This window comes from Pseudomonas sp. LBUM1678 (genome assembly GCF_059695575.1).
Genome location: NZ_CP166775.1, coordinates 1,440,678 through 1,452,831 on the forward strand (window position 1 = coordinate 1,440,678; position 12,154 = coordinate 1,452,831).

13 protein-coding genes are annotated in these 12,154 nt (G+C 60.8%); 9 read left to right on the forward strand and 4 right to left on the reverse strand.

Annotated features, from left to right (window positions below):
* Positions 1-2 precede the first annotated feature (2 nt).
* On the reverse strand, positions 3-323 hold the full coding sequence (locus tag ACA070_RS06415) for an ArsR/SmtB family transcription factor (RefSeq protein WP_497450475.1): 321 nt from the start codon (positions 321-323) through the stop codon (positions 3-5).
* A gap of 171 nt (positions 324-494) precedes the next feature.
* Here ACA070_RS06415 and ACA070_RS06420 point away from each other — a divergent pair, with 171 nt between their 5' ends.
* Positions 495-1,073: an acyl carrier protein phosphodiesterase gene (locus ACA070_RS06420; protein WP_497450476.1), complete on the forward strand. Its 579-nt coding sequence runs from the start codon at positions 495-497 to the stop codon at positions 1,071-1,073.
* Positions 1,074-1,197: 124 nt separating this feature from the next.
* Here the strand turns inward: ACA070_RS06420 and ACA070_RS06425 are convergent, their stop codons facing one another.
* Complete coding sequence (locus ACA070_RS06425) at positions 1,198-1,989, reverse strand: lysophospholipid acyltransferase family protein (protein WP_497450477.1); 792 nt, start codon at positions 1,987-1,989, stop codon at positions 1,198-1,200.
* Positions 1,989-2,744 carry an L-ornithine N(alpha)-acyltransferase gene (gene olsB, locus ACA070_RS06430; RefSeq protein WP_497450478.1) on the reverse strand — a complete coding sequence of 252 codons (756 nt, stop codon included), beginning with the start codon at positions 2,742-2,744 and terminating at the stop codon, positions 1,989-1,991. The genes ACA070_RS06425 and olsB overlap by 1 nt, the downstream gene beginning before the upstream one ends.
* 154 nt (positions 2,745-2,898) lie before the next feature.
* On the opposite strand from olsB, the gene ACA070_RS06435 reads away from it, so the two are divergent.
* The 5 genes from ACA070_RS06435 (at position 2,899) to ACA070_RS06455 (ending at position 7,382) form a co-directional block, all read left to right on the forward strand.
* Positions 2,899-3,786 (forward strand): acyl-CoA dehydrogenase middle domain-containing protein, encoded by an 888-nt coding sequence (locus ACA070_RS06435; protein WP_497450479.1) that lies wholly within the window; start codon positions 2,899-2,901, stop codon positions 3,784-3,786.
* Between the two features lie 157 nt (positions 3,787-3,943).
* Complete coding sequence (locus ACA070_RS06440; protein ID WP_497450480.1) at positions 3,944-5,038, forward strand: serine hydrolase domain-containing protein; 1,095 nt, start codon at positions 3,944-3,946, stop codon at positions 5,036-5,038.
* Complete coding sequence (locus tag ACA070_RS06445) at positions 5,035-5,364, forward strand: amidase (protein WP_497450481.1); 330 nt, start codon at positions 5,035-5,037, stop codon at positions 5,362-5,364. Before ACA070_RS06440 ends, ACA070_RS06445 begins: the two co-directional genes overlap by 4 nt.
* Positions 5,365-5,632: 268 nt before the next feature.
* Positions 5,633-6,223, forward strand: coding sequence for a YceI family protein (locus tag ACA070_RS06450; protein WP_497450482.1), 591 nt, complete (start codon positions 5,633-5,635; stop codon positions 6,221-6,223).
* Position 6,224: 1 nt separating this feature from the next.
* On the forward strand, positions 6,225-7,382 hold the full coding sequence (locus tag ACA070_RS06455) for a phospholipase D-like domain-containing protein (RefSeq protein WP_497450483.1): 1,158 nt from the start codon (positions 6,225-6,227) through the stop codon (positions 7,380-7,382).
* A gap of 156 nt (positions 7,383-7,538) precedes the next feature.
* Here ACA070_RS06455 and bglX read toward each other — a convergent pair whose 3' ends face one another.
* Positions 7,539-9,830, reverse strand: a complete 2,292-nt coding sequence (gene bglX / locus ACA070_RS06460) for a beta-glucosidase BglX (protein WP_497450484.1) — start codon at positions 9,828-9,830, stop codon at positions 7,539-7,541.
* A gap of 237 nt (positions 9,831-10,067) precedes the next feature.
* Between bglX and ACA070_RS06465 the strand changes: the two genes are divergently transcribed.
* The 3 genes from ACA070_RS06465 to ACA070_RS06475 are packed head-to-tail and all read left to right on the forward strand — an operon-like array spanning position 10,068 to position 12,112.
* A complete protein-coding gene (locus ACA070_RS06465; RefSeq protein ID WP_497450485.1) occupies positions 10,068-10,676 on the forward strand; it encodes a LemA family protein in 609 nt (202 codons plus the stop codon).
* 34 nt (positions 10,677-10,710) lie between these two features.
* Positions 10,711-11,466: a TPM domain-containing protein gene (locus ACA070_RS06470; protein WP_497450486.1), complete on the forward strand. Its 756-nt coding sequence runs from the start codon at positions 10,711-10,713 to the stop codon at positions 11,464-11,466.
* A 28-nt stretch (positions 11,467-11,494) separates the two neighbouring features.
* Complete coding sequence (locus ACA070_RS06475) at positions 11,495-12,112, forward strand: TPM domain-containing protein (protein WP_497450487.1); 618 nt, start codon at positions 11,495-11,497, stop codon at positions 12,110-12,112.
* Positions 12,113-12,154 lie beyond the last annotated feature (42 nt).

Sequence of the window (12,154 nt, forward strand, 5' to 3'; positions counted from 1 at the left end):
GTTTAATTCCTTGTCGGAGCGCTGAGCTCCTTGACGATGGCGGCGAGGAACGCCTGGATCACGTCCTCGTTGCGTTTGAAAAAGTGCCATTGACCGGCTTTCTGGCTGCTGATCAGTCCCGCACGTTGCAAGGTCGCCAAATGGGCGGACACGGTCGACTGCGACAGGCCGCAGCGTTGATCGATCTGTCCGGCGCAAATGCCGTACTCGTGGTTGTGGATCTGTTCCGGGAACTGGGATTTGGGATCTTTCAGCCAGGTGAGGATGTCTCGGCGTACTGGGTGTGCCAGGGCTTTTATTATTTCGTCGAGGTCGATGGTCATGGGTTTGGGCTCGTGATGAGTAAAACGCTATATCGCGATGAGGCGAACTTTAAATCGGTACTTCGCGATATACCAATATGATTTTGGTCTGACGACCGCATAAATCGGTATATCGGGTTATAACGATACGCTGGGTGTAAAGATATAAAGGCGCAGTGCTAAGCTGCGCCCATGAATTATCTCGCACATCTTCACCTCGGTGGCCAGCGCCCCGGTCAATTGCTCGGCAGTCTGTATGGGGATTTCGTCAAAGGACGGCTGCAAGGGCAGTTCGACCCGGAGATCGAAGCGGCCATCCAGCTGCATCGCAGCATCGACGTGTTTACCGACCGCCATCCGTTGGTGGATACCTCGTTGTCGCGGTTTTCCATCACGCGTCGGCGATACGCGGGAATTGTGCTCGACGTGTTTTTCGACCATTGCCTGGCGCGAGACTGGACGCTTTATTCGAATCAGCCGCTGGCGCTGTTCACCTCGGATGTGTACCGGGTGCTGTCGGCGGAACCGCAATTGCCGGAACGATTGGCGAGGATCGCGCCGCACATGGTGGCGCATGACTGGCTGGGTTCTTATCAGGAGTTCGAGGTGCTGGAGCAGGTGCTGCGGGGGATTTCCCGGCGGTTGACCCGGCCTGAAGAGCTGGCGGGGGCGATGCAGGAGTTGCGTCGGCTGTACGAACCGCTCAGTGAGGATTTCCGGTTGTTCTATCCGCAGCTTCAGGATTTTGCCCGGAACTATCCAACATCATAATTCCCTGTGGGAGCGAGCCTGCTCGCGATTACGGTGTGTCATTCAGCATCATTGTTGAATGTAATACCGCTATCGCGAGCAGGCTCGCTCCCACAGGGATTTGTGTTTCTTCAGGGAATGCGTGTCAGGCCGCGATTGCGGGGCGCAGCGGTTCCGGTTGCGCCTGCGGAATCGCCCCAAACAACGCCTTCTGCACCGCCTGCTGTGCCTCGAACGCCAGCGCCGCACGCTCACGGCCTTCGCAAGCGATCGGCTTGAGCACTTGAATTTCCACTTCTCCACGATCATTGGCGAACAGACGCATCAGGTGCGACAGCAAATCATCATCGCCAATGAACGGCGCCAGCGAGTCCAGTTCGCCGTCTCGCAGATACCGTATCGCCACCGGCTGCAGCTTCACTTCAGAGTCAATCGCCGCTGACAACAAGCGGCCATGAAACGTACGCAACGAACGTCCATTGGTGGTGGTGCCTTCCGGGAACATCAGCAGCGGATGCTCCTGCGCCAGGTGGCGCGTCATCTGTTTGCGAATCAGCTGGCTATCACCCGACCCGCGACGGATAAACAGGCTGCCGGCCTTGGCCGCCAACCAGCCGGCCACCGGCCAGGTGCGCACTTCGGCCTTGGACAGGAACGACATCGGCGTGAGCATGCCCAGCAACGGAATGTCAGTCCATGACACATGATTGCTGACCCACAGCATCGGCTCTTTCGGCAGTTCACCGTGAACCGTCACGCGAAAGGGCAGGGCATTGCTCAACCGCGCCATGAAAAATCGCGACCAACGCTGGCGGCGAACCATCGAATGAGCAATCCCCAAGCGCTCGAACAGCCCGAACACACTGGCCATGCTCAAGCCCAGCGCGACCACCACTAGCACTCGCGCAATCCGCGCGTACACCCGCAACCGGCTCATCAGACCGCCGCCTTGAAGTGCTTGGCATAACGCGGGCAGAGCTCGTCGCGCTTGAGCAGGATAAACACGTCGGCGACCTGGAAATCTTCGTCCCAGCACGGCTCGCCGCAGATCTTCGCACCAAGACGCATATAGGCTTTGAGCAGCGGCGGCATTTCGGCGATCACGTTGGACGGGATGTCCAACACCGGCAGCGGTTTTTTCGGTTCGGCCCGCAGGTGTTCGGTGCACAGGTAGCGTTCGCGCAGGCGCTGCATGATCGCGTGGGCCTGAACCCCGCCGTCCTGCATCGGAATGCTCGCGCAACCCATCAAATAGCTGTAACCGCCCTGGTTCAGAACTTCGGCCAGTTCACCCCAGAGCACCGCGATGGTGCCGCCGTTGCGATAGGCCGGGTCGACGCAGGTGCGACCGATTTCCAGGATCGGCCCCTTCAAATGGACCAGGCCATGCAAGCTGAATTCTTCTTCGCTGTAGAACTTGCCCAGGCTGCTGGCCGCCGTGTGATCGAGCAAACGGGTGGTCGCCACCAGGCGCCCGGTGTTCAAGTCACGCACGCCGATGTGGGCGCAGTGAACATCATAGTCGTCCATGTCCAGACCCAGTTCCGCGCCTTTGAGCTTGGCGTTGAACTCGCCGCTGAAGACGTTGAAGCGCAAGGCCTGGGCTTCCTGCAATGCCTCGGCGCCCACCAGGCGTTCGGCTTGCAGGCGGCGTTCATTGCCGGTGTCGCTGATGCGGGCGATCTGAGTCATTGGGAATCTCCGTGCGGGCTGTTCACCCGTCTTGGGTTGCAGCCGATCGACTTTCTTTATGCAGCCGTGTTGTGCAAAGTCAGGCTATGTAGCCCCGGTGTCATCGCCATGAAGCTTTGGTGATGCTTATATGACAGCCCACAAGGAGCCTTTTATGCCCTGGCAAAACCTGCTGAATCGCCGCGATCGCCTGCCCGCCAACCCGGACCTGGCGGAGGGTTTCGCAGCCTTGTTGCACACGTTGGGCACGGTCACGCCATTCGAATTGGCGGTGGTCGGCGGGCGGTTGATGGCGACGCCGGGGCTGGCGTTTCTGGTGGGGTATCAGGCGGCGCTGCGCATGCTCTGGCCGAGCGCGCCGCTGAGCCTCGGTGCGTTGTGTGCCACTGAACAGCGCAGCCTGCGGGTGGCGGACATGCAGACTCGCCTGAGCGATTTACGCGTGAGCGGGCGCAAGGATTTCGTCACCGCTGGCGATGCGGCTGATTGGCTGCTGATCGCCGCGCGCAGTGAGGCGCCCGGCGAAAGTCCGCGCTTGAGTCTGGCGGTGGTCTATCCCGATGAACCGGGCGTGCGCCTGGAAAAACTTCCGGCAATCGCGCTGATGCCGGACATCAGCCACGGTCGGTTGTTTCTGGACAACGCCCAGTGCGAATTGCTGGCGGGGGATGGCTGGGATGCCTACGTCAAACCATTCCGCACGCTGGAAGACATTTATGTACTGAGCGCGATGTCGGCGTGGCTGTATGGCGTCGGTCAGGACAGTGACTGGCCCCAGGCCCTGCAATTGCGTTTGCTGGCGCTGCTGGCCGGGTGCGCGGAAGTCAGCCGGCAAGCGCCGAACAATCTGGCCGGGCATGTGGTGCTGGGGGGATTGTTTGCGCAGTTCGACGGGCTCAAGGCTGAGATCGATCAGGCACTTGTCGATGGCCCGCAGCATTGGGCGGCGATGTGGCAGCGTGATCAGGCGGTGATGGATTTGGCGGCGGGGGCTAGAGGTAAGCGATTGGCTAAAGCACTCGCGGGATCTTCGTTGAGTTGACTGGCCTCATCGCGAGCAGGCTCGCTCCCACATTTTGAAATGCGTTCCCCTGTGGGAGCGAGCCTGCTCGCGATGACGGACTGATGGGCGACACAAATTTCAGAACTGTCATCAACCTCTACTAGGCTCACCAAGCCAATCCCTCCGAGCCCCCGCCATGTTCAAAGGCTTGTCCCTGATTTTCATACTGCTGCTCAGTCTCCCGGCCCACGCCGAAAACTGGCCCGCCGAGCAATGGTCCACGGGCCCGAAAGTCACCGGCCCAGCGCTTCAAGCCTTGGAGACTTACGCCTTCCCGCCCCGCGACGACACGACCCGACAAGGCATCCGCACCGATGCCTTGCTGGTGATCCGCGACGGGCAACTGATTTACGAACGCTACGCCGGCCCGACCACGGCCGACACGCCGCACCTGACTTGGTCAATCAGTAAAAGCCTGATGGCCGCGGTCCTCGGTGTCGCCTACGGCGAAGGCCTGTTCAAACTTCAGGATCCAGCGCTGAAGTTTTATCCGCCGCTGGAAAAACACCCGGCGATCACCCTGGCCGACCTGCTGCATTGGGCTTCAGGCCTGGACTGGCAGGAGGACTACGAATATGCCCCGTTGAAATCCTCAGTGGTGGCGATGCTTTACACCCGTGGTCATCACGACATGGCGGCATTCACCGCCGACCACGACGAGTACGCGCGGCCCGGTCAGGCCTTTCGCTATTCCAGCGGTGACAGCAACCTGCTGTCGGCGGCGCTGAAAAACATCGTCGGCCCGACACGTTATCCCGACTATCCATGGACGGCGCTGTTCGAGCCGTTAGGGATTCGCCACGCCGTATGGGAAACCGATGCCGCGGGCACTTTCGTCGCTTCCTCTTATGCCTACCTCACCGCCCGTGACCTGGCGCGAGTCGGTCTGCTGATGGCGCGCGATGGTCGCTGGGGTGATCGACAACTGCTGCCCAAAGACTGGGTCGCCTTCAGCCGCGAACCCTTCGCTCACTATCAAGCCAATCAGGACGATGCGGTTCCCGGCGGTCATTGGTGGCTCAACCGCGCGGTGGACAGCACCGCGCGACCCTGGGCCGATGCGCCCGCCGATACCTTTGCCGCACTGGGCCATTGGGGCCAGGCGATGTACGTGATTCCCAGCGAAAACCTGGTGATCGTGCGCTACGGCGATGACCGCGATGAGCGCTACCAGCACAACGAATTGCTCAAGCTCGCGCTCAAGGCATTTGCCGGGAAGGTGCAGCCATGAACCGCCGCCGTTTTGTGCGTCGCCGGCCCTTCCTCACGCTGTTGCTGGTTTTGCTGGTCGCCTTGCTTGGATGGATCTGGCAGGAACGGGTGGCGCTGTGGGCGTTCCCGGACATCATCAGCGCCTACACCGCCAAGGAGTATTGCTCGTGCCGATACGTGATGAACAACCAGGCCGAGTACTGCCACAGCTATGTGAAACAGTGGCTGCCCACCAGCGGCTTCACCGATGACCCCGCCAGCAAGCGCGTGACCGTCAGCGGCATGGGCCGCAGCAACAGCGCGCAATGGATCGGCGAACGCCAAGGTTGCCGCCTGACTCCTTGAACACGCTGAAGCACTTCATGGCGGGTGGGCTCTTGTGGCGAGGGAGCTTGCTCCCGCTCGGCTGCGCAGCAGTCGTAAAACCAGCAATCGCGGTTCGTCTGATAAAACTCATTGCTGGACATTGGGAGCGCTTCGCACTGGAGCGCCAGCCCGGTCCAGCGGGAGCAAGCTCCCTCGCCACAATGACCTCGGCGTCCGTGATGGACAGTTTGCATCTGGCTCACGGGCGGTTAAGGTTCATGCACGTTTATTTTCAGCACGAGTCTTTATGTTCCAGCGGTCCCTTTCCAAAACCCTCGCCTTCCTGCTGCTGGCCGGCGCCTCGCTGTCGGCCCAGGCCAATTGGTACCTTGACGGCGAGTCCTCGCGGCTGTCGTTCATCAGCACCAAAAACGCCAACATCTCCGAAGTGCAGCGCTTTCTGGTGTTGCACGGCAAGGTCAGTCCCAAAGGCCTGGCCGAGGTGGAAGTCGAGATGGACTCGGTCAACAGCGGCATCCCGCTGCGTGACGAGCGCATGCGCAAGGAGCTGTTCGAGATCCAGACCTATCCCGAAGCGCTGATCACCACGCAGATTGATCTGCGCCCGATCAACGACCTCGCGCCCGGTGCCCAGCTGGAGCTGCGCTTGCCGCTGACCGTCAACCTTCACGGTAAAACCCACGAATACATCGCCGAACTGCTGGCGACCCGTCTCGATGACCGACGCTTCCAGGTGGTCACCCTCGAGCCACTGATCATCAATGCCGAAGACTTCGATCTGGCACCGGGGCTGGAAAGTTTGCGCAAGGTCGCCGGTTTGTCGGCCATCAGTCTGTCGGTGCCGGTGGGTGCGGTACTGATTTTCACGGCGCGCTGAGATGGCCGGTGCAATTTTCCCCTGGCGTGAAGGTAACCATTTCGAACTGCTGATCGACGGCCCGGAGTTTTTCCCGCGCATGCTGGTCGCGATTGCCCGTGCCGAAGAACAGGTCGAGCTGGAACTGTACCTGGTCGAGGCGGGGGCCTGCGCCGAGGCCATGGTGCAGGCGTTGGTCCAGGCCGCCGAACGCGGTGTGCGGGTTCGCTGCCTGTTCGATGACTACGGCAGCCTCGCGTTCACCCTGACGTTACGTCAGCGTCTGACGGCAGCGGGTGTGGAGCTGCGCCTCTACAATCGCCTGAGCTGGCGGCGCTGGGTCGGTAACTTCTACCGCGATCATCGCAAGCTGTTGCTGGTCGATCAAAGCCTGGCCGTGGTCGGCGGCACCGGTGTTACCGATGAGTTCTGGACACCGGGCGAAGACACCAGCGAATGGCACGAGGTGATGGTGGAAATCACCGGCCCCCTGGTCGTCGACTGGCAGCTGCTGTTCGATCGGCAATGGATCGCCAACCGCCATCGCCGCGCCTGGAAACCTGCATCGCACTTCGGCCTGCCGCGTCTGCCACGCGTGCCGTCCACGGGTGAGGGCATGGGCCGGGTGGCCTATGCCGATGCCCGCCAGCACCGCGACATCCTGCAATCACTGATCCGTGCGCTGAACAGCGGCCAGCGCCGTATCTGGCTGGCCACACCGTATTTCCTGCCGACCTGGAAAGTCCGCCGCTCGTTGCGCAGGGCCGCCAGCCGAGGCGTCGACGTGCGCCTGCTACTGACCGGACCGCGCACCGATCACCCGTCGGTACGCTACGCCGGCCACCGCTACTACCCGCGACTGCTCAAGGCCGGGGTGAAGATCTTCGAATACCAGCCGTGTTTTCTGCACCTGAAAATGGTGCTGATCGATGACTGGGTGAGCATCGGTTCATGCAATTTCGACCACTGGAATCTGCGTTTCAATCTGGAAGCCAACCTTGAAGCGCTGGACCCGGGGCTGACGAGTGCAGTGGTGGCGAGTTTCGAGAAGGACTTCGGGCAGAGCCTGGAGGTCAGCCTGGAGGAATGGCAGCGCCGGCCGCTGTGGCGTCGGGTGAAGCAAAGGGTTTGGGGATGGGTGGATCGGTTGGTGGTGAACCTGCTGGATCGCCGGGGCTGAATACTCTTTCAGCAACACCCCAGAACCACTGTGGGAGCGAGCCTGCTCGCGATGGCGGCACAACATTCAATAGAGATGCTGAATGTTATGGCCTCATCGTCGGAACGCCGCCCGGAGCAGGCTCGCTCCCACAGTTTTATTGCGGTGTGTCAGGGGTTACAGCAGTTCAAAGCTCTGCTGCGTCACGTCCTGGGAATCCAGGCCGATCTGCACGTTGAACTTGCCTGGCTCCGCCGCGTACTTGAGCTGTGCATTGAAGAACTTCAAGTCATCCTCGGTGATGGTGAAGTGCACGACTTTCTGTTCGCCGGCCTTGAGCATCACTTTCTGGAAGTTCTTCAGTTCCTTGACCGGGCGGATCATCGAACCGGTCACGTCCTGGATGTACAGCTGCACCACGGTTTCGCCATCACGCTTGCCGGTGTTTTTCACCATTACGCTGGCGTCGAGCTTGCCGGTCTTGTTCAGTGTGGTCGACGACAAAGCCATGTCGCTCAGGCTGAAATCGGTATAGCTCAGACCGAAACCAAACGGGAACAGCGGGCCAGTGGTGTCATCGAAATACTGCGAGGTGTAGTTGCCCGGTTTGCCCGGCGTGAACGGCCGGCCAATGCTCAGGTGGTTGTAGTAGGTCGGAATCTGGCCCACCGAACGCGGAATGGTGATCGGCAATTTGCCCGACGGGTTGTAGTCGCCGAACAGCACGTCAGCAATAGCGTTGCCACCTTCGGTGCCGCTGAACCAGGTTTCCAGGATAGCGTCGGCCTGTTCCTTCTCCTGGAGAATCGACAGCGGACGTCCGTTCATCAACACCAGCACCAGCGGTTTGCCGGTGGCCTTCAAGGCGCGAATCAGCTCGCGCTGACTTTCCGGAATATTCAGATCGGTGCGGCTCGACGATTCGTGGGACATGCCACGGGACTCACCGACGGCGGCGACGACCACATCGGCATCCTTGGCGGCTTTCACCGCTTCGTCGATCAGCACTTGCGCCGAGCGCGGATCATCCACCACTTCCGGGGCATCGAAGTTGAGGAAGTTCAGGTAATCGACGGCTTTCTTGTCGCTGGTGATGTTGGCGCCACGGGCGTAGATCAGCGTCGATTGCGTACCCAGCGCAGCGGTCATGCCGTCGAACAGCGTCACCGATTGGGCAGGGCGACCGTTGGCGGCCCAACTGCCCATCATGTCGATCGGCGCCTTGGCCAACGGGCCGACCAGCATGATTTTCGCGGTTTTCTTCAGCGGCAGGGTTTCGCCCTGATTCTTCAGCAACACCAGGCTGCGGCGCGCAACATCGCGAGCTTCGGCACGATGCAGGCGGCTGTCGGCGTTGGTGTCGGCCGGATCATCTTCAGCCTTGCCGATGCGCAGATACGGGTCTTTGAACAGGCCCATGTCGTACTTGGCGTCGAGCACCGCTCGCACAGCGTTGTCGATGTCGCTCTGCTGGATCTCGCCGGCCTTCAGCAGCCCTGGCAGTTCCTTGCCGTACAGCGTGTCGTTCATGCTCATGTGGATGCCGGCCTTGATCGCCAGCTTCGCAGCTTCGCGACCGTCAGCGGCAACGCCATGCTTGATCAGTTCGAAAATCGCACCATGGTCGCTGACAGCCAGGCCTTTGAAGCCCCAGTCCTTGCGCAACAGGTCGTTCATCAGCCAGGTGTTGGCGGTGGCCGGCACGCCGTTGATCGAGTTCAGCGCAACCATGACGCTGCCAGCACCCGCGTCAATCGCGGCGCGGTACGGCGGCAGGTAATCCTGGTACATCTTGACCGGGCTCATGTCGACGACGTTGTAGTCGCGACCGCCCTCGACCGCGCCGTACAAGGCAAAGTGCTTGACGCTGGCCATAATGCTGTCGGCCGCGTTCGCGCCGGTGCCCTGGAAGGCCCGGACCATGACCCCGGCAATGCGCGACACCAGGTACGTGTCTTCGCCGAAGCCTTCGGAGGTGCGGCCCCAGCGCGGGTCGCGGGAGATGTCGACCATCGGCGCGAAGGTGAGGTCGATGCCGTCCGACGCAGCTTCCTTGGCGGCGATGCGCCCGGACAGGCCGATGGCGTCCATGTCCCAGCTAGAAGCCAGGGCGATCGGGATCGGGAAAATGGTGCGGTGACCGTGGATCACGTCATAGGCGAAGAACATCGGGATCTTCAACCGGCTGCGCATGGCCGCGTCCTGCATTGGACGGTTTTCCGGGCGCGTGATCGAGTTGAACGTACCGCCGATGTTGCCGGCGGCGATTTCCTTGCGGATCAGCTCGCGAGGCATTTCCGGGCCGATGCTGATCAGGCGCAACTGGCCGATCTTTTCATCGAGGGTCATCTGCTTCATCAGGTCAGTGATGAAAGCGTCCTTGTTCTCTAGAGGTGCGGGCGTCGTGGCGGCCAATACGGTATGACTGGCCAGGCTGACGAACAGGCCCAGCAAACACAGCTTCTTCATGAATAGTTTTCTCAAAGGCCTAAACGGCAGTGAATACGCGCCGGTCAGCCAAAATTTAGGGAGCGACTATTGTTGTTCAGGTAAATGCAGCACACTTCTGTAGTGTTTTAGCGCTGGGGCATCTTTTAGCCCATTGGCTCGATGCAATCCAGTGGTGGCGGCAGATTATGCCCCAACAGACCGCTCAGAAGGTTGCGGGTTGTTTTTCAACGGAATGTGCAAGGGAGCGTCAACCAGATGAATGTACGACACCACTATCGGTCGAGCCTGCAGGTTGCAGCCTTGATGTTGCTGACCACGCTGCTGGCCGGCTGCGGCATCAACAACATTCCGACCCTCGACGAACAGGCCAAGTCCGCCTGGGGTCAGGTGCAGAACCAGTACCAGCGCCGCGCCGACCTGATCCCCAACCTGGTGGAAACCGTCAAGGGCTACGCGCAGCATGAGCAGGAAACCCTGACCGCGGTGATCGAAGCCCGGGCCAAGGCGACGTCGATTCAGGTGGATGCCAGCACCCTGGACAACCCGGAAAAACTCAAGCAGTTCCAGCAGGCGCAGGATCAGTTGACCGGTGCCTTGAGCCGCTTGATGGTGGTGTCCGAGCGTTACCCGGACCTCAAGGCCAACCAGAATTTCCTCGCGTTGCAATCGCAGCTCGAAGGCACCGAGAACCGCATCGCCGTGGCGCGTCGCGACTTTATCCTCGCGGTGCAGAAGTACAACACCGAAATCCGCACCTTCCCGGGTCGCCTTTGGCACACCGTGATGTACAGCGATTTGCCGATCCGTGAAACCTTCGAGGCCACCAGCCCCAATGCTGAAAAAGCGCCTGAAGTGAAGTTCTGACCGGTTTGACGCATCACCACGGATGAGGTTGCCAATGCGCGTGTTGAAAGTGGGCCTGGTGCTGTTGCTGTGGGTGTTTGCCCTGGCGGCGCAGGCCGAGTTGAAGTTTCCGCAACTGACCGGGCGGGTGGTCGATAACGCCCAGATGATCGAACCGTCTGTGCGCGAGCAGCTGACGCAACAACTCCAGGCCCATGAAAAAGCCACCGGCGAGCAATTGGTCGTGGTGACGGTGCCGGACTTGCAGGGCACCGATATCGCAGACTTCGGTTATCAGCTTGGACGCTACTGGGGCATCGGTCAGAAGGACAAGAACAACGGCGCGCTGCTGATTGTCGCGCGCGATGATCGTAAATTACGCATCGAAGTCGGTTACGGCCTGGAAGATCGCCTGACCGATGCGCAAAGTTCGGTGATCATCAACCAGGTGATCACGCCCGCGTTCAAGACCGGCAACTTCAGCAAAGGCATCAGCGACGGGGTCGCCGCGATGCTGGTGGTGTTGGGGGGTAACCCGCTGGATGAGCCGTCGACGGTCTATGAACCGCGCGGGGATGAGGGCGACGATTTCCTTTCGCGTCATCCGGGCGTGTTCGTGTTTCTGGTGATGCTGTTCATCCTGACGATTTTCGTCTGCCAGATGCTCGGGATCATGCCGAGCGGCGGCGGTGGCCGAGGTAGCTCGGGTGGCGGATTCGGCGGTGGAGGTTTTGGCGGCGGCGGTGGAGGCGGGGGCTTCAGCGGTGGCGGCGGCAGTTTCGGGGGCGGCGGCTCGTCGGGCGGCTGGTGATAACAATAATGAGCGAGCACTGTTAAACATGGCATTACTGACTGAACACGAACAACGCAAAGTCGCCGAGGCGATTGCCCGGGTCGAGCGCGACACCGACGCCGAACTGGTGACCGTGCTCGCGGCCCGCGCCGACGACTATGCGTACATCCCGCTGCTCTGGGCCAGCCTGCTGGCGCTGGTGGTGCCGGGTGTCGTGCATTACCTGACCGGCTGGCTGACCATGCACAGCCTGCTGCTGGTGCAATGGATCAGTTTCATCGTGCTGTGCCTGGTGTTCCGCATTCCCAAAGTCACCACCCACCTGATCCCGCGCTCGGTACGCCATTGGCGCGCCTCCAACCTGGCGCGTCGGCAGTTTCTGGAGCAGAACCTGCACCACACGGTGGGCAGCACCGGGATGCTGATTTTCGTCTGCGAAGCCGAGCGGTATGTGGAGATTCTGGTGGATGAAGGGATTTCCAAACGGCTGGACAACAAGAACTGGGATGCGATTGTTGCGGCGTTTACTCAACAGGTGAAACAGGGGCAGACGTTGCAGGGATTTGTGACGTGTGTGGAAGCCTGTGGCGAGTTGCTCAGGGTGCATGTGCCGGTGACGCATGTGAGGAATGAGTTGCCGAACCGGTTGGTGGTTCTGGGCTGATTTTCCCTTCCAGACTGGCACACCTATGGGCTGAGAGGGGCT

What these genes read in the sequence shown, in the direction of transcription:
- ACA070_RS06420 (WP_497450476.1), top strand. Translation starts at nt 495, where the DNA reads ATGAATTATCTCGCACATCTTCACCTCGGTGGCCAGCGCCCCGGTCAA.
- ACA070_RS06425 (WP_497450477.1), bottom strand. Translation starts at nt 1,989, where the DNA reads ATGAGCCGGTTGCGGGTGTACGCGCGGATTGCGCGAGTGCTAGTGGTG.
- ACA070_RS06475 (WP_497450487.1), top strand. Translation starts at nt 11,495, where the DNA reads ATGGCATTACTGACTGAACACGAACAACGCAAAGTCGCCGAGGCGATT.
- ACA070_RS06435 (WP_497450479.1), top strand. Translation starts at nt 2,899, where the DNA reads ATGCCCTGGCAAAACCTGCTGAATCGCCGCGATCGCCTGCCCGCCAAC.
- ACA070_RS06465 (WP_497450485.1), top strand. Translation starts at nt 10,068, where the DNA reads ATGAATGTACGACACCACTATCGGTCGAGCCTGCAGGTTGCAGCCTTG.
- olsB (WP_497450478.1), bottom strand. Translation starts at nt 2,744, where the DNA reads ATGACTCAGATCGCCCGCATCAGCGACACCGGCAATGAACGCCGCCTG.
- bglX (WP_497450484.1), bottom strand. Translation starts at nt 9,830, where the DNA reads ATGAAGAAGCTGTGTTTGCTGGGCCTGTTCGTCAGCCTGGCCAGTCAT.
- ACA070_RS06455 (WP_497450483.1), top strand. Translation starts at nt 6,225, where the DNA reads ATGGCCGGTGCAATTTTCCCCTGGCGTGAAGGTAACCATTTCGAACTG.
- ACA070_RS06450 (WP_497450482.1), top strand. Translation starts at nt 5,633, where the DNA reads ATGTTCCAGCGGTCCCTTTCCAAAACCCTCGCCTTCCTGCTGCTGGCC.
- ACA070_RS06415 (WP_497450475.1), bottom strand. Translation starts at nt 323, where the DNA reads ATGACCATCGACCTCGACGAAATAATAAAAGCCCTGGCACACCCAGTA.
- ACA070_RS06470 (WP_497450486.1), top strand. Translation starts at nt 10,711, where the DNA reads ATGCGCGTGTTGAAAGTGGGCCTGGTGCTGTTGCTGTGGGTGTTTGCC.
- ACA070_RS06445 (WP_497450481.1), top strand. Translation starts at nt 5,035, where the DNA reads ATGAACCGCCGCCGTTTTGTGCGTCGCCGGCCCTTCCTCACGCTGTTG.
- ACA070_RS06440 (WP_497450480.1), top strand. Translation starts at nt 3,944, where the DNA reads ATGTTCAAAGGCTTGTCCCTGATTTTCATACTGCTGCTCAGTCTCCCG.